This is a genomic window from Collinsella sp. AM12-1, from assembly GCF_003472325.1.
In the GTDB taxonomy this organism is placed as follows: domain Bacteria; phylum Actinomycetota; class Coriobacteriia; order Coriobacteriales; family Coriobacteriaceae; genus Collinsella.
Map to the genome: position 1 here is coordinate 20,645 of NZ_QRLS01000011.1, position 16,226 is coordinate 36,870.

General features: G+C 59.9%; 12 protein-coding genes and 1 pseudogene. 7 read left to right on the forward strand and 6 right to left on the reverse strand.

Annotated features, from left to right (window positions below):
- Positions 1–21: 21 nt before the first annotated feature.
- Positions 22–903 (reverse strand): homoserine kinase, encoded by an 882-nt coding sequence (gene thrB / locus DW136_RS06610; protein ID WP_117584161.1) that lies wholly within the window; start codon positions 901–903, stop codon positions 22–24.
- A 202-nt stretch (positions 904–1,105) separates the two neighbouring features.
- A complete protein-coding gene (gene thrC, locus DW136_RS06615; RefSeq protein ID WP_117584160.1) occupies positions 1,106–2,623 on the reverse strand; it encodes a threonine synthase in 1,518 nt (505 codons plus the stop codon).
- A 104-nt stretch (positions 2,624–2,727) separates the two neighbouring features.
- Here thrC and DW136_RS06620 point away from each other — a divergent pair, with 104 nt between their 5' ends.
- The 5 genes from DW136_RS06620 to DW136_RS06640 all read left to right on the forward strand — a co-directional run bounded on the left by DW136_RS06620 (position 2,728) and on the right by DW136_RS06640 (position 8,107).
- Positions 2,728–4,116, forward strand: coding sequence for an aspartate kinase (locus DW136_RS06620; protein ID WP_117584159.1), 1,389 nt, complete (start codon positions 2,728–2,730; stop codon positions 4,114–4,116).
- A gap of 174 nt (positions 4,117–4,290) precedes the next feature.
- Positions 4,291–5,316: an aspartate-semialdehyde dehydrogenase gene (locus tag DW136_RS06625; RefSeq protein WP_117584158.1), complete on the forward strand. Its 1,026-nt coding sequence runs from the start codon at positions 4,291–4,293 to the stop codon at positions 5,314–5,316.
- Between the two features lie 695 nt (positions 5,317–6,011).
- Positions 6,012–6,587, forward strand: coding sequence for a methylated-DNA--[protein]-cysteine S-methyltransferase (locus DW136_RS06630; protein ID WP_233505710.1), 576 nt, complete (start codon positions 6,012–6,014; stop codon positions 6,585–6,587).
- Between the two features lie 196 nt (positions 6,588–6,783).
- Entirely contained in the window at positions 6,784–7,284 is a 501-nt protein-coding gene (locus tag DW136_RS06635; protein WP_117629921.1) for an ATP-binding protein, read from the forward strand.
- Positions 7,285–7,432: 148 nt separating this feature from the next.
- Positions 7,433–8,107, forward strand: coding sequence for a TIGR00266 family protein (locus tag DW136_RS06640; RefSeq protein WP_117629922.1), 675 nt, complete (start codon positions 7,433–7,435; stop codon positions 8,105–8,107).
- A 162-nt stretch (positions 8,108–8,269) separates the two neighbouring features.
- Here DW136_RS06640 and DW136_RS10270 read toward each other — a convergent pair.
- Positions 8,270–8,410, reverse strand: a pseudogene (locus DW136_RS10270) (hypothetical protein); the annotation flags it as partial.
- Positions 8,411–8,519: 109 nt separating this feature from the next.
- Between DW136_RS10270 and DW136_RS06650 the strand changes: the two are divergent.
- Positions 8,520–9,221, forward strand: coding sequence for an ABC transporter ATP-binding protein (locus DW136_RS06650; protein WP_117629924.1), 702 nt, complete (start codon positions 8,520–8,522; stop codon positions 9,219–9,221).
- A gap of 5 nt (positions 9,222–9,226) precedes the next feature.
- On the forward strand, positions 9,227–11,992 hold the full coding sequence (locus DW136_RS06655; RefSeq protein WP_233505711.1) for an ABC transporter permease: 2,766 nt from the start codon (positions 9,227–9,229) through the stop codon (positions 11,990–11,992).
- Between the two features lie 514 nt (positions 11,993–12,506).
- On the opposite strand, the gene DW136_RS06660 is transcribed toward DW136_RS06655, so the two are convergent.
- The 3 genes from DW136_RS06660 to DW136_RS06670 all read right to left on the reverse strand — a co-directional run bounded on the left by DW136_RS06660 (position 12,507) and on the right by DW136_RS06670 (position 16,184).
- Positions 12,507–13,445: a helix-turn-helix domain-containing protein gene (locus DW136_RS06660; protein WP_117563855.1), complete on the reverse strand. Its 939-nt coding sequence runs from the start codon at positions 13,443–13,445 to the stop codon at positions 12,507–12,509.
- A gap of 433 nt (positions 13,446–13,878) precedes the next feature.
- On the reverse strand, positions 13,879–14,958 hold the full coding sequence (locus DW136_RS06665; RefSeq protein WP_117584154.1) for a 6-phosphofructokinase: 1,080 nt from the start codon (positions 14,956–14,958) through the stop codon (positions 13,879–13,881).
- Positions 14,959–15,098: 140 nt separating this feature from the next.
- The gene (locus DW136_RS06670) at positions 15,099–16,184 is read right to left on the reverse strand and encodes a carcinine hydrolase/isopenicillin-N N-acyltransferase family protein (protein ID WP_118289314.1); all 1,086 of its coding nucleotides are present in this window, start codon (positions 16,182–16,184) and stop codon (positions 15,099–15,101) included.
- Positions 16,185–16,226 lie beyond the last annotated feature (42 nt).

Sequence of the window (16,226 nt, forward strand, 5' to 3'; positions counted from 1 at the left end):
GGACAGACCGATCGGCGATGTCTACAGGTACTCGATTTGAGCGCCCTCGGTGTCGCACGTCAGAATATGCGTGTCACACTTGGGGAACTGCTCACGCAGCTTGACCTGCAGGAACTTTGCCACGATGGTGTCATCAGTTACGGCCATGAGGGTCGAGCCGGAGCCACTGATCCAGATGGTCTTGGCGCCGCCGTTAAGGCAGGTGTCGCGCACAGCGTTGTAGTCGGGAATCAGGCGGCGACGATAGGGCTCCTGGATGCGGTCGTCATTAGCGGCGGCAATCAGGTCCAGGTCACCAGTCTCCAAACCGCGCGTCATGCCGGCGATGCGGCCCATCTGCCACACGGCGGTGGAGAGCGGGATCTCCTGCGGCACGACCTTGCGCGCCTCACTCGTGTGTACTTCGTAGGGCGGAATCACGGTAATAAAACGCAAGCGATCGCTCACCTCGTAGCGAAGGCACTGGGGGAGCGAGTCGGTCGGCGTAAAGGAGCAGACGGCGCCGCCTAGGATAGCGGGGGCGACGTTATCGGGGTGGCCCTCGACCTCGGTGGCAATGCGGACGAGCTCGGCGCGGTCGACGGTGTGGCCCGTTAAAGCGGCGGCGGCCATGATACCAGCGACAACGCAGGTGGAGCTGGAACCCAGGCCACGAGCGACGGGAACGTCAGTCTGAATGTCGATGGCGACGGGGAAGGCCGGCTCGCCCCATGCGGCCAGCGCATCCACAAAGCTCACGTAGACTAGGTTGCTCTCGTTTTGGAACTCCTCGGGGCAGCCCGTGATGGTGAGCTTGTCGGCGCGCTCGAAGGTGAAGTGCGAGTAGAGGCTGACGGCCATGCCGAGGGTATCGTAGCCAATGCCCAAGTTGGCGCTTGTTGCTGGGACGGTGATCTTGATCATGGGAATCTCCTGGGCGGTCTGCCTGTTTAGTTCGCTGCTCGGGCAGTCCTGGCTCGCTCGGAAAGCACATTAAGTGCTTTCCGGCTCGTGCGGAACTCGCGACGAACTAAACAGGCAGACCCGCATGTCAGTTCGCCATCATCCCGAGGGTTATCTGATGAAAGAAGGTGCGCCGGCTTTCGCCGGCGCTTAATAAGGGGTTTTAGTTGGAAGTCATCTTTTTTGCTGCAGACTCTACGTAGTTGGCCATATCGGCTACGTCGCAGACGTCTTCGAAACGGACGGGTTTGGACTCGAGCTCGGCGAGCTGGGTCGGGGCGACCGTGTTGGTGGCCTGCTCGAGTACACGCATAGCCTCAAAATCATCCTCGGGAACGTTGAGGCCCAGAGCGTCGCAGCAGGCGCGCGGGAACTTGTAGGGGCTGGCGGTCGAAAGCAGCACGCGGGCCTTGGCGCCCTCGGCGGGGGCGACCTGCTCAAAGACGTGATAGCCGCAAGCGGTGTGCGGGTCGATTATGTAGCCGTTCGCACCCCAGCAGCTCTTGATGGCAGCGCGGACCTCGTCCTCGGTGGCCCAGCCGCAGCCAAACACGCTCTGGATCTTGGCCAGCAGCTCGGCGGTCACCTCGTAGCGGCCGGTCTGTGCCAGCTGCTCCATAAGGCCGGCAACAAGCTCGCAGTCGCCATTGGACAGGAAGTACAGCATGCGCTCCAGGTTAGAGCTGATGAGGATGTCCATCGACGGCGAGATGGTCGTGAAGAACGGACGGTTGCGATCGTAGACGCCGGTGGTCAGGAAGTCGGCAAGCACGTTGTTCTTGTCGCTCGCCACGACGAGCTTGGCGACGGGCAGACCCATGCGCTTGGCGTAGTAGCCGGCCAAGATATCGCCAAAGTTGCCGGTGGGCACGCAGAACTCTACGGCGTCGCCAGCCTCGATAGCGCCGGCGCGTAGCAGTTGCGCATAGGCGGCAAAGTAGTAGACGACCTGCGGCACCAAGCGGCCGACGTTGATGGAGTTGGCGCTCGAAAGCACGGTGCCGGCGGCCTTCAGGCGCTCGGCCAGTTCCTTATCGGCAAAGATACGCTTGACGGCGCTTTGGGCGTCGTCAAAGTTGCCGCGGATACCGCAGACGGCGACGTTTTCGCCCTCCTGTGTGGACATCTGCAGGTTCTGGACGCGGCTGACCTTGCCCTCGGGATAAAAGACGGTAATGCCCGTGCCCGGGGCGTCGGCAAAGCCGGCGAGTGCGGCCTTGCCGGTGTCGCCCGACGTGGCGGTGACGATCATGATGCGCTCGGCGCCGCCGTCCTTGGCGGAGGTGCGGGCCATGAGGCGGGGGAGCATCTGCAGGGCGACGTCCTTAAAGGCGCTCGTGGGGCCGCCAAAGAGCTCCATCACATAGGTTTGAGGGACGTCGGTGCCCGGCGCTGTATCGAGTTTGACGAGCGGTGTGACCTCTTCACTTGCGAACGTGCCACGATATGCCTCGTCGACACACGCCGAAATTTCTTCGTCCGTGTAATCGTTCAGTAACATTCCCAACACATTTTGAGCGATTTCAAAGTACGATTTATCTGCAAGCGAGCTGATATCGACCTGCTGGGTGCCAAGCTCGTCCGAGACAAACAAACCCCCGTCGGGAGCTATGCCGGTGCGGATTGCCACCTTACTTGAGCATGATAAAGTGCGTCCTCGTGTACTATGATAAGTTCCCATATAACAGTGCTCCTCGGATACCTTGGTCCCAATCGGTGAACCCATGGTATCAGAGCGCGCAAAATAGGTTCGCAGAGGCTTTTTAGAAAGGTAACCTCCAGCCCATGATTAAGATTGCCAAGTTTGGCGGCTCGTCGGTCGCCGACGCCGAACACTTTAAGAAAATCAAGGCCATCGTCGATGCCGACCCGGCTCGCCGTTTTGTGGTGGTTTCCGCCTGCGGTCGCCGCTTTAAGGGCGACACCAAGGTGACCGACCTGCTCTACCTGGTTAACGCGCACGTTAAGTACCACGTGTCGTGCGAGGAACTGCTCGAGGACATTGGCCAGCGCTATTTTGATATCGCTGACGAGCTGGAGCTCACCTATCCCATCCGTGAGGAGTTTGCGGCCTTTGCCGAGCGTGCTCGCTCCGGTGGCTACTCTACTGAGGAGCTCGTAAGCCGCGGCGAGTACTTTACCGCTCGCCTGATGGCTGAGTACCTGGGCCTACCGTTCCTGGACGCCGCGACGGTCGTGGCGTTCCATCACGACGGTACGCTCAGCATGAATCGCACCTCCGAGCTGGTGCAAGAGTACGGTCAGCAGGGCGGCTTCGTTATGCCCGGTTTCTATGGCGCGACGCGTGAGGGCCAGATCAAGCTGCTCGATCGTGGCGGCGGCGATATCTCGGGCTCGATCCTGGCCAAGTGCCTGGGCGCCGACCTGTACGAGAACTGGACCGACGTTTCGGGCTTCTATTCTGCCGATCCGCGTATTGTGCCCGAGGCTCAGCCCATTGCGCGCGTTACCTACGAGGAGCTGCGCGAGCTTTCGTACATGGGCGCAAGCGTCCTGCACGAGGAAGCTGTGTTCCCCGTGCGCGAGGCTGGTATTCCGCTGGTCATCAAGAACACCAATGCGCCGCAGGACCCCGGCACCATCATTAGCGAGACGGCTGATGAGGGCGAGGCGGAGCCCATCATTACCGGCGTGACCGGCAAGCGCGGCTTTGTCGCCATCAACGTTGCCCGCGACCGCACCAAGCCGCGTGTCGGCTTTATGCGCCGCGCGCTTTCGGTCTTCGAGCGCTATGACGTTTCCGTCGAGCACATGCCCACCGGTGTCGACCGCTTTGGCGCCGTGGTGCAGGAGCAGGACGTGCACGACTCGCTGTACTCGCTCGTGGGCGACATTCAGCAGGAGGTCGAGCCGCTCGAGATCGAGGTCGTTGAGGGCTTGGCGCTCATCGCGACCGTCGGCCGTAACCTGCGCGGCCGCGCAGGTATCTCGGGCCACCTGTTTGGCATGCTTGGCCAGGCCGGCGTGAGCGTGCGTATGATTTCGCAGAGCTGTGACGAGATCAACATCATTATCGGTGTCGAGGAGAAGGACTTCGACCTGGCGATTCGGACCATTTACCGCGCCTTCTCCGATGAGAACGGCATTGTGAAGGTCTCCGACCTGGAGGCTCCCGCGCCGGTCGATCCCGTCCCGGCCGCGCTCAAAAAGTAGTGACTGCTCGGTAGGTTTTTGGGTCATGTCTCAAAAATCTACCGTGGGGCGTTTCGTTTCGGTTTCGTTTCGACGGGGCGGGTTTCATATCCGTCCCGTTTTTGTATAAACTGGGCAAGACTATTCAGCCTGCTCGGCGTGCGGGCAAAAGCCACAACCTTAAAAGGGGGAAGCATGAAACAGTACACGGTTGCTATTTTGGGCGCGACGGGAGCTGTTGGCACCCAGATGCTCGAGTGCCTCAACGAGCAGGAGTTTCCGGTTGGCAAGCTCAAGCTGCTGGCGAGCGCGCGCTCTGCGGGCAAGACCGTCGAGTTCCGCGGCGAGCAGGTTGTGATTGAGGAGGCTTGCCCCGAGGCTTTTGAGGGCTGCGACATCGTACTCGGCGCTGCCGGCGACGATATCGCCAAGGAACTGCTGCCCGAGGCCGTCAAGCGCGGCGCCGTCGTGGTCGACAACAGCCATGCCTTCCGTCTGGATCCCGAGGTGCCGCTGGTCGTGCCCGAGATTAACGCCGATGACATTAAGTGGCACCACGGCTTGATCGCCAACCCCAACTGCGCGACTATCATCGGCCTGGTTCCCACGTGGCCGCTACATCAGCTCGCCGGCGTGAAGCGCATGATCGTGTCCACGTATCAGGCAGCTTCGGGTGCTGGCACTCCCGGTATGGCCGAGCTCGAGGCTCAGCTGGCCGCTCTGGGCCGTGGTGAGGAGATTCCCGAGCCGCGCGCCTTTGCCGCCCAGCTGGCGAGCAACCTGATTCCGCAGATTGGCGGCGTCAAGGAGGAGGGCTTTACCTCCGAGGAGATGAAGCTGCAAAACGAGGGCCGCAAGATCATGCACCTGCCCGAGCTGCGCGTGAACTGCACCTGCGTGCGCGTGCCCGTGCTGCGCTCGCACTCCGAGAGCATTACGCTCGAGTTCGAGCGCGACATTACGGTTGAGGAGGCCCGTGCTGCGCTGGCCGCCGCTCCGGGCGTCAAGCTGGTTGACGACATGAGTGCCGAGGATGCGCACGACCGCTTCCCCATGCCGATGGACACCTCCGACCAGGACCTGATTTGGGTCGGTCGCGTGCGCCGTGATATCTCGAACCCCGAGGCCGCACGTGGCATTACCTTCTGGTGCTGCGGCGACCAAATCCGTAAGGGCGCGGCAACCAACGCTGTCCAGATCGCTAAGCTGCTCTGCGAGTAGGTTGACCTGTCCGGCGGGGGCCGGGTTTAGTTTTCAGAACGTCCTCGACCATGTGTGGCGCCTTGTCCTGCTCCTTCGGAGCCGCGGACAAGGCGCCACACTGGTCTGCGGAGTGTTCTGAAAACTAAGCCCGGCCCCCGCTTGCGGTGACGTTGCTGCGAGCGGCTTGCGATGGGGCCGTTGTTGGTTGGGGCCGCTGGGCTGATATGGGAGCACGTGGTTGTTGCGGGGCCTAGTCCCGGCGGCGGCCTCGGCGCTTCGCGCCTGCCGCCTGGGTCTACTGCGGGGCCGTGGCGGCAGCGGCGGCGCTTCGCGCCTGCTGCTTGGGGTGACTTTGGGCTTGGTGCGAATTGAGGTCTAATACTTTCCCGAGAAGTGAAGGACCTTATTTGGACCCCCGAAGCATTGGCATATTTTGACCGCTATTTCCTGCGGTTTTGCAGCGCGAATCCTGCGGTTTTGCGGTCTAAAGGTGTGGATGCTCCGGGACTTCGTTTTTACTCGTTCACTTCTCGGGAAAAGTATTAGAGCTCAGCTGGCGGGGGTACCGCCCTGGCGTCGAAGCCCCGCGTCTTCTTCGCTTGATTGGGAAAAACAGCCTCGCTGAAGTAATTGCGAGCCCGCCCGGACGTATCTGCGGGGGTTGTCTGCACAATTCGCGGTATTATGTTGCGGAGTTTTGAAAGGAGCCGCTGGTGGTCACGACGACGTTTGCTTCGCCTTTGGGCGAAATCCTGCTTGCCGCTGATGGCCGCGGTCTGACGGGGCTTTGGTTTGAGGGGCAGGAGCACTTTGGCTCCACGCTTCTCCGTGAAGACTCCGAACATGTTGAAGGCGTCGATGCGGTTTCCGGTACTGGTGGCATGTCGTCGGTGAGTCCGGCAAATGGTGCGGCCTCTTCGGTGCTTGAGCGTTCCTGGGCTTGGCTGAATGCTTATTTTGCAGGGCAGGAACCTCGGTTTACGCCGCCGTTGCATATGATCGGCACGGCGTTTCAGCGTGAGGTTTGGTTTGAGCTGCTTTCGATCCCGCGTGGCGAGGTCGCTACGTATGGCGAGATCGCCCAGCGTGTTGCGGCTCGACATCGTGTGCCGGGAAATGAAGCGCCCGTTGTATCTCCTCGCGCGGTGGGGGCTGCGGTCGCTCGCAACCCTATTTCGATTATCGTGCCGTGCCATCGCGTGGTCGCGGCCGACGGATCGCTCAACGGATACGCCGGTGGACTGGATCGCAAGGAGTGGCTGCTGCGCCTCGAGGGTGCCTATCTATAAGCTGCAGGCGGCCGCAACGCCCATGCGGCAAGCGCGCTCGCTGTACGGGCGTTGTTTGCAGGGCGAGATGTGAAGCCGCCCGTTCCTTAAGTCCGACTAAGCTATAACCTTGCTTTTTTAAATATGCTCATCGACCTGCTAAGGCAGCACTAAGGCGAGTGCGGGTGCGCTATTATCGGCGCTCACGGAGCGCTTGGTGTTCTTGGCACGCATGGACGAGGGCTCGGCGGGCTTTACCATGGCGTCGATCGATCTTTCGGAGGCGGTGAACAAGACGGCGGCGCCGTTTAAGTCGGTGGCGGTCTCAGGCGGTAAACGCCTGTCGACGTCGATTGCGACCGGCGTGCGGACCCATGCCGATGCCGCGGCGGTGGCGCAGGTGGTTGAGTTGCTACTGGACAACGCCACGCGCTATGCGAGCGAGGGCAGCGTGATTGAGCTGAGCCTGTGCGCCGTTTCGCACGGCAAAGGCAAGGGCGCCGCCGAGCTTGTCGTATCGAACGCCGTGGACGAGCTGCCCGAGGGCGACCTGGACCGATTGTTCGATCGCTTCTATCGTGCGGATGCGTCGCGCAGCTCCAAGACGGGTGGCTCGGGCGTGGGCCTGTCCGTGGTGCGTGCCATCGCCGAGGCCCATGGAGGCGCCGCCACCGTATCCGGTCACGGCAACCAGATCACCTTCACCGTTTGCCTTTAAAACCTGCCAAAAAGGAACAGGTTTATTTTGGCAGGTTTTATCTGGGGAAACGTCCGCAGGAGAGGGCATGGGCGGTGTGAACATATGCATCTCTACCTGCTAAAATATAGGCATCGTTATTCGGCTCCTGAGTGGAAAGGAGACGGTCATGCAGTACGAGATCGGCGGAGGGGCTTTCCCGGTTGTTACGTGCAACCTTAGCGATGGCGAATCCATGATCACCGAAAGCGGCGCCATGGCTTGGATGACCCCCAACATGGAAATGTCTACCTCGGGCGGTGGCATCGGCAAGATGTTCTCCAAGGCTTTTTCGGGTGAGGCATTGTTCCAAAACATTTGGACCGCGCGTGGCGATGGCATGATCGCGTTTGGCTCCTGCTTCCCCGGCCGCATCGTGCCAATCGAGATCGGTCCGGGCAAGAGCTGGATTTTGCAGAAGCGTTCGTTCCTTGCCGCGGAAAGTGGCGTCGAGTTGAGCATTCACTTTAACAAGAAGGCAAAGGCCGGCGTCTTTGGCGGCGAGGGCTTTATCATGCAGAAGCTCACGGGCTCGGGTGTTGCTTTTGCCGAGATCGACGGCGACCTGGTTGAGTACGAGCTCGCTGCTGGCCAGCAGATGATTGTGGATACCGGCAACGTGGCCGGCTTTGAGGAGACCGTGAGCATCGACGCTCAAATGGTCAAGGGCGTCAAAAACATCATGTTTGGTGGCGAGGGCGTGTTCAACACCGTGCTCACCGGTCCCGGTCGCATCTGGTTGCAGACGATGCCCATTTCCAATCTTGCGGCAGCAGTGGCCTCGATGACCAACAACAATAACTAGTCCGCATAGGATAGCGCGCGGCGGGCTTACCCTGTCGCGCGCTTTTTTGCTGGCAAACGCCTCGCTTATAGAGTGTGGCTGCGCTGCTACAGCGAGCGTCGTCATCTCGTCACCCTGATAGCTTGCGGCAAGCGTGGCAATGAGGAGTGAGAATTTGAGTGCTCAGTCCCAAGTCATAATGGCGGCCATGCCAACAAGCAAAAACGAGTTGCCGGTGTCACGGAAAGGCGGGCGTCGGTCGATTCCACGTGAGACGGCTGTGCCGATCTGCACGGCCGCCCCTGCGCGTCCCGCGCTGCCCCCAAAGAGGTACGTTTCCCCTTATAAAACCTGCCAAAATAAACCTGTCCCTTTTTGGTCGGTGCGAAATGGGTAATACTATAGAGTTATCCGACCAGATGGGAATTAATCGATGGCCTATATCGAATTCAAAGACGTCATCAAGGCATACGGCGAGGGCGATGCCCGCATCCACGCGCTCGACGGCGCGAGCTTTACGGTCGAGCGCGGCGAGCTCGCCATCATTTTGGGTGCTTCGGGTGCCGGCAAGACCACGGCTCTCAACATTCTGGGCGGCATGGACACGGCAACTTCTGGCACCGTGACGGTGGACGGGCGTGACGTGAGCTCTGCCAACGAGGCTCAGCTTGTGGAATACCGTCGCGCCGATGTTGGCTTTGTCTTTCAGTTCTACAATCTGGTCCCTAACCTGACGGCGCTTGAGAACGTCGAACTCGCGGCGCAGATCTGCCCCGATTCGCTCGATGCCGAGCAAACGCTTCGCCAGGTTGGCCTGGGCGACCGCCTCGCTAACTTTCCGGCGCAGCTTTCGGGCGGCGAGCAGCAGCGCGTATCCATCGCCCGCGCGCTGGCTAAGAACCCCAAGCTGCTTTTGTGCGACGAGCCTACGGGTGCACTCGACTACAAAACCGGCAAGCAGATCTTGCAGCTGCTACAGGACACTTGCCGCAAGCAAGGCATTACGGTCATCATCATCACCCACAACTCTGCGCTGGCGCCCATGGCCGATCGCCTGATCCGCTTTAAGAGCGGCCGCGTGGAGAGCGAGACGATCCAGCAAAATCCTGTGCCTATCGAGACGATCGAGTGGTAGCGCCCATGAATCAGGACCGCCAAAACAGTCAACGCCGCGACGCGCAGAACACGGAGCGCGAGCAGGATTTTACGACCTACCGTACCGCCCAAAGCTCAAACGATATGGTGCCGACGGTTTTTCGCCGTGGCATCTACCGCACGATTCGCGGCAGCCTCAAACGCTTCTTGTCTATCGTTGTGATCACCGCGCTTGGCGTGAGCGTGATGTGCGGCCTTAAGGCGGGCTGCGAGGACCTGTGTGATTCGGTCGACGCCTATTTTGACCAGCAGAATGTCTATGACATCAACGTGCAGTCGACCTATGGTCTGACCGGTGACGATATTGCCGCGATCCAAGAGGTCGATGGCGTCGAGACGGCCGAGGGCATCTATACCGAGACCGCCTATACCGCCGTGGGTACGACGCGCGAGCGTGTCGTCGTACAGAGCCTCTCCAAAGAGAATATTGACCAACCGGTGCTAGTGCGCGGCGAGCTGCCCGAGACTTCGGGCGAAGTGGCAGTGACCTCACGTTTTTTGAAGGCTTCGGGCAAGAAAATCGGCGATACGGTGAGCTTTGCCGCCAACGATGCGAGCTCGTCGAACCAAAGCGCCAAGGACCAGTTTGCCGATGGGGACTACACCATCACGGCCGAGGTTCTCGATCCTACCGACGTGAGCTCCGACTCGACAGTCAACGCCTTTCGCGCTGCTTCGACTGCGGACTACAAGTTCTACGTGAGCGAGGATGCCGCGACATCTTCTTCCTACTCCGCTGTCCACGTGGTCGTCGAGGGAGCCAAGAGCCTCAACTCCTATTCGGATGCCTACTCGGCAAAGATCAATGAGGTCAAGGGCAATATCGAGAAGATCCGCGAGGAGCGTGAGAAGGCGCGCGCCCAGGAGCTGACGGTCGACACACCGGCGAGCTTGGACGCAGCTGAGCGTCAGGCGAATATGGTCTTTGGGATCGAGCAGGACAACATCAATCGCATGGCCGAGGGCAGCGACGAGCGTGCGCAGGCGCAAGCCGACCTGGACCAGCGCCGTGCCGCCGCCGACCAGCAGTTTGCCGATGCCCGCGCCGAGCTCTCTGACCTGGGCGAATGCACCTGGTACATCCAGGACCGCGGCAATATCGCAAGCTACTCGAGCGTCGAGAGCGATAGTTCTTCGATCGAGGCCATCGCCACGGTGTTCCCGTTCATCTTCTTTATCGTCGCCGTGCTTATCAGTCTCACCACCGCCACCCGCATGGTCGAGGAGGAGCGCACGCTTATTGGCCTGTACAAGGCGCTCGGCTATTCACGCGGGCGCATCCTGTCCAAATATGTGGACTACTCGCTGTGGGCGTGTCTGATCGGTGGCGTGCTCGGCAATATCATCGGATTTGTGGGTCTGCCGCTGTTCTTGTTTACGGTGTTCGACGACATGTACTCGCTGCCCCAGATGCTGCTTTCGTACGACATCGTGTCCTCGATCGTTTCGGTGGCGCTGTTTGCCGTGGGCGTGGTGGGAGCCACGATTATCGCCTGCCGCCACGAGATGGCCGAGACCCCTGCCTCGCTCATGCGCCCCAAGGCTCCGCGCGCCGGCTCGCGCATTCTGCTCGAGCGCATTGGCTTTATCTGGCACCGCATGGGCTTTTTGAACAAGGTCGCTGCACGCAACCTGTTCCGCTACAAAAAGCGCGCCTTTATGACCATCTTCGGTATCGCTGGCTGCACGGCGCTCGTGATCTGCGGTATGGGCATCCGCGATACGTCGGTGGCGCTTTCGCCCAAGCAGTACGGGCATATCACGCGCTACGACCTGCTGGCGGTCGCCAATCCCGACGATTTTTCGCAGACGTGCGCGGCGCTCGACGAGCGAAGCGCAGCCAAGGATTCCGACGTGACCGTGACTTCGACGCTGCCGATTATGACCGACAACGTCACCTTTACATTTGGCGGCAAGAGCGAGACCGTGCAACTGATCGTGGTGCCCGATGACCGCGCGAACGACCTGGACGACTACGTGTGTCTCGAGGACGAGTCCAAAGAACTGCTCGCCCTGCGTGGCGGAGATGTGTATTTGAGCAAGAGCTCTCAGCTGGTGCTGGGGATCAAGCCGGGCGATACGGCACACGTCCAGGATTCGTCGCTCAATGTTGCCAAGGTCAAGGTCAGCGACATTTCGCTCAACTATCTGGGCAACACGCTTTACATGACGCAGAGCACCTATGAGCGCGCATTCGGTCGAAGCGCGCGCCTCAACGGCATCCTTGCGCTGCTTAAGGGTTCGTCGGCCGATCAGATTGCGTTTACCAACCGTCTTAAGAGCGATGGTTGGATTACGCTGTCGAGTACCGCCGAGCATTGGGAAAACTATGAGGCAAACTTTACGATTATCAATTCGGTCGTGGTGCTTGTGACCTTTATGGCGGCGTGCCTGTCGTTTGTGGTGGTATTCACGTTGTCTAACACCAACATCTCGGAGCGCGAACGCGAGCTGGCGACTATCAAGGTGCTGGGCTTCCGTCGTGGTGAGGTACACCACTACGTTAACAAGGAGACGCTGATCCTCACGGCGATTGGCGCCGCGCTGGGCGTACCGCTGGGTGGTGCGCTGGCCGAGAGCTTTACGTACATCTTGCAGATGCCGTCATTGTACTTTGACGTCGAAGTCGAGCCGCTGAGCTACGTGCTTGCCGTGGTGCTTTCCTTCGGCTTTACGATCATCGTCAACCTCGCTACCAATCGCACCCTCAATAAGATCGACATGGTCGGCGCCCTCAAGAGCGCCGAGTAGCCTGCCAAAAAGGGACAGGTTTATTTTGGCAGGTTTTATCGGGGCAAACGCCGGACAACCATTAGGTGGCCCGGCGTTTGCCCCGTCAAACGGGCTTTCCATTTGCCTTTCATTCTATTTGGTTTTCGCTCGCAGGCGTGGATGAGAGACTCTCTTTGGCCTTCGAGATTGGGCTTGTATGGGTCGTATGCCACAAAATGGGCCTATCTACTACGTTTGCTACCACACCCTCGACCGTGACAAAGATTATGAAATTAAAACCGCAGGTAGATGGCTTGCCAGTTTTCGGAAAAGGCGGGTATGGTCGGCCCTCTCGAGTTAAACGTAGTAAATAGGCCCTTTTCTTGGCGCGCGGTCAGCTCAATGCTAATCTCCGTGCCGGAACTGACCCAGTTGTTTGTAAGTTGCGGTGATATACGGACTGTTTGGCGCTTTGGAGCTTCAAAACAGTCCCTATCTCACCGCAACTTAGGAGAAGGGCGGGGGCGGTTGGGTGCTGGTGGGTCGGAGCGTGTTAGGCCTGTTTGCGGTGCTTCCATTGTTTGCGGCACCAGCGCATGAGCGCCTTTATGACGGGAATCGTGATGAGGATGATCCATGCAGGATGGGGCTGTCCCAAACAGAGCCACATGTAGAGGAACCAAGCGATGGCGGCTGCCGGGTAGATGGCCTCGATCAGCTTAGACAGGTGGCGCCGATCGATGAAGTCACCAATCGCGTAGTAGACGGGAACCAGAAAGACGAGGAAAAGCCCCATGCCCCATGTGCCGTAGACAATGCCGAGCACCAGATAGGCGAGAGTGACAAGTGCGGGGAAGGGGAATTTGTTCCATGCACGTCCGACCTTGGTGTGGAAATGCTTGCCATGATGGTCGAGCTTGTCGTGTGCTTCCTTCCAGCTGGAAAACGTCTCGCCGTCGATGGTGACGGTGCCGTCGTCATTGGTGCGTACGCTATGTCCATCGTCCTCAAGCGTATCGATATGCACGCCGTCCGGCCCCACATGCACCTCTTCGCCCTTGCGCTCGTTGGTCACATGGATGCCGCTCCAACCAACATGGACTTCCTCGCCTTTATTGGGATCAATGACGTGGATACCGCGCGCGAGGGAAATATCGACAAGTGGCTTATCGCTGCAATCAGCGTGCTCAGTAGAAGCCTCAGCCTCTTCAGCCTTATCTGAAGCTTTGGTGCCGGCGTTGCTGTTCTGCGCCTCATCATCAGCCTGTGAGTCATCAGCGCTAGCCACCGCCTCCCCATACAGCAGCTCATCCAGCGACACGCCATACAGCGCGGCGAGCGCAATAAGGTTATCGGTATCGGGCGAGGATTCGCTGCGCTCCCATTTACTGACAGCCTGACGACTCACACCCAGCTGGGCGGCAAGCGCCTCCTGAGAAAGCCCGGCAGCCTTGCGGCGATCAACGAGCCGCTGCGCCATCGCAAGATCCATGGTGGTTCCTTTCGTTTGATGGTCGAATCGAATGAGCCGAGTATGCCGAGAACAACCGGTAGCGACCACCATTTCTAGTTAGAATCTGCCCCAACCCTACCGCAACTACCGGTAGCAATCCCTAACGACCAGCCATTTCAGGACAAATGTCAGTGCAAGTAGCAGCCAAGAGCCCCCACTCAGTAAGTTGCGGTGGAATAGTTTTTGGATTCAGCCATTTGTGGACTAAGCAGGAACTATTTCACCGCAACTCAATTCCAGCCCAGGCACCCGCAGCAAGAAGACGAATAGCCCCGGCGAGTATGTAAACGCAGGACCCTCCGACCCCGCCCGACGATTTCGATTGGCGACCTTTGACGGAGTCAAGGGAGGAGCCAAATCGAAATACGTCGGGCGGGGTCGGAGGGCCCGATGGGGTGGATTCCAGCCGAGGCTATTCGTCGCCGAAGCTGATGCCCAACGCCTTGGCCTCGCGTACCAGATCGCTCTGGGGGTCGACAAACTTGAGCTTGCCGGCGACCTCCTCGAGCGGCATGTGGCACATCTTGCCGTCACGCAGGGCAATCATGTAGCCAAACTCGCCGCGTAGGCAGCCAAGCGCTGCCTCGACGCCGCACTGGGTCGCAAAGATGCGGTCCTGGGCGTCGGGCTGGCCGCCGCGCTGCGTGTGACCGGGGATGGCGACGCGGGTCTCGCGACCGGTCTTGGCCTCGATCTCCTTGGCGATGTCGTACACGATTGACGGGCTCGTGCGCTCGGCGAGCTTCTTCTTGTACTCCTTCTTGGACAGTGCCGCGTCCTCCTTGGAGATGGCGCCCTCGGCGACGGCTACGATGGTAAAGCGGCTGCCGGTCTCCATGCGATGCTCGATGGTCTTGATGACGTTATCCATGTCGTAGGGGATCTCGGGAATCAGGATGACGTCCGCGCCGCCCGCGACGCCGGCATACAGCGGAATCCAACCGACCTTGTGGCCCATGATCTCGATGACAAACACGCGGCCGTGACTCGAGGCAGTGGTGTGGATGTCGTCGATGCACTTGGTGGCGACGTCGATGGCGCTCGTAAAGCCAAACGTCAGCTCGGTGCCCCAGGTGTCGTTATCGATGGTCTTGGGCAGGGCGATAACGTTGAGGCCCTCTTCGCGCAGGCGGTTGGCGGTCTTGGTGGAGCCGTTACCGCCCAGCATAAACAGGCAGTCGAGCTGCAGCTTATGATAGGTGTGGACCATTGCGGGCACCTTCTCGACGCCGTCGGCCTCGGGAATGTCCAGGCGCTTGAACGGCGTGCGGCTCGTGCCCAGGATGGTGCCGCCGCGGGTGAGGATGCCGCTAAAATCGGCGGGCGTCATGACGCGGAACCTGCTGTAGATAAGGCCCTGGTAGCCGTCCTCAAAACCATAGATCTCAATAGGCTCTTCGCTATTGGTCATAAGCGTTTTGACAATGCCGCGCATGGTGGCGTTGAGCGCTTGACAGTCGCCGCCACTGGTAAGAAGACCGATCCTAAGCATGATGAATCCTTCCGGGCAAGTTATAACATGCGCATAAGTTTACCCCCGCACACTGTTGATACGGGGGTAAAACGTGTTAGCTCAAGCGTATAGAAATGTAAACAACGCCAGGCGAGCGTAAAGTCGACGGGCCTGGCTCCTTACAGTGCGAATGCGTCGATGTCGCCCCAGTGGCGGCGCAGCGTGATGGCGGCAGCAGGCTCGGTGTTGTCAAAGACGACCGACCACTGCGTGTTGCTGGTGATGTCTTCCGGATTGGGCTCTTGCGCTGCAGCGCGTAGGGCCTTCCAAGCGACTGCCTCGTCTTGGGCGCCGGTATGGGCGTCGAGGACATCGGCGATTGCGGCGGCGCGCTCTTTACCATGGCCTAGCTCGCCATTCTTTTGGTTAGGCAGCACTTCGTCGCCATAGCAGGCGTAGAAGTTCGTAACCTGGGTTACAGGAGTCGCTTTGAAAGCGCGGTCCGGATCGCGCGGATCCCACTCTACTACGCGCGCGTCACCGGCGGCGTCGTTTATAAAGAAGTGGTAATCGCGTCCTGCCATGGCGTGCATGTCGTAGGCGGAAAGCAGGTCGACAGCTTCTTGCGTGGTGGCGGCACGGTCGAGCACCAGACGGATGGCGAGCGAGGTATTGATGACGGGGCGCTGCGTGTCCTGGTCACAGGGTTTGGAATCCAGGGTGAGCACGGCAATGGACACGCCACATTCGTTGACGCCGTCGAGCTGGGCAAACGGGCCCATGAGTGCGGCGGCGCGTCCGGCGACGGAGTCAAGCGGAGTGTTATCGCCCAGGTTGTTAAGGGCGGCAAACCCGATGGAGGCATAGCCGCCGCGTGGGTGATTGCGCACCAGCAGCGCCGAGGTGTCGTCCTTAAAGTCGTAATTGCGACCGGTACGCACGCGGCCTTCGGCATCTACGGCGACAAAAGCGCTGCAGGCAAACTGGGGCGCCTGGACATGTGCCGGCACACCGGGCAGCACCTGCGCCACCACGGCATCGATGTAGGCCTGGTCGTCGCGTACGCCGGCGGCGATGATGCGATCAAGATCGTAGTCGTAGGCGATGTCGATTGCGTACAGGTCATTGCCATCCGCGTAGCCGGTCAAGCGTTTGAGCGACGCGGCGGACTTGATTTGCTTGTGATAAACGATACCGGTGGCAGCGGCAAGGCCGACGGCGACACCCGCGACACCGCAGGCGATGGCAATGTTACGTGGCTTCATGACGGCTCCTCTCGTCCTGTTAGCGCAATTGTCGCAAAAGGA

Excerpts from the sequence above, each read along its gene's own strand:
- thrB (WP_117584161.1), bottom strand. The coding sequence starts at position 903 with ATGATCAAGATCACCGTCCCAGCAACAAGCGCCAACTTGGGCATTGGC.
- thrC (WP_117584160.1), bottom strand. The coding sequence starts at position 2,623 with ATGGGAACTTATCATAGTACACGAGGACGCACTTTATCATGCTCAAGT.
- DW136_RS06620 (WP_117584159.1), top strand. The coding sequence starts at position 2,728 with ATGATTAAGATTGCCAAGTTTGGCGGCTCGTCGGTCGCCGACGCCGAA.
- DW136_RS06625 (WP_117584158.1), top strand. The coding sequence starts at position 4,291 with ATGAAACAGTACACGGTTGCTATTTTGGGCGCGACGGGAGCTGTTGGC.
- DW136_RS06640 (WP_117629922.1), top strand. The coding sequence starts at position 7,433 with ATGCAGTACGAGATCGGCGGAGGGGCTTTCCCGGTTGTTACGTGCAAC.
- DW136_RS06650 (WP_117629924.1), top strand. The coding sequence starts at position 8,520 with ATGGCCTATATCGAATTCAAAGACGTCATCAAGGCATACGGCGAGGGC.
- DW136_RS06655 (WP_233505711.1), top strand. The coding sequence starts at position 9,227 with ATGAATCAGGACCGCCAAAACAGTCAACGCCGCGACGCGCAGAACACG.
- DW136_RS06660 (WP_117563855.1), bottom strand. The coding sequence starts at position 13,445 with ATGGATCTTGCGATGGCGCAGCGGCTCGTTGATCGCCGCAAGGCTGCC.
- DW136_RS06665 (WP_117584154.1), bottom strand. The coding sequence starts at position 14,958 with ATGCTTAGGATCGGTCTTCTTACCAGTGGCGGCGACTGTCAAGCGCTC.
- DW136_RS06670 (WP_118289314.1), bottom strand. The coding sequence starts at position 16,184 with ATGAAGCCACGTAACATTGCCATCGCCTGCGGTGTCGCGGGTGTCGCC.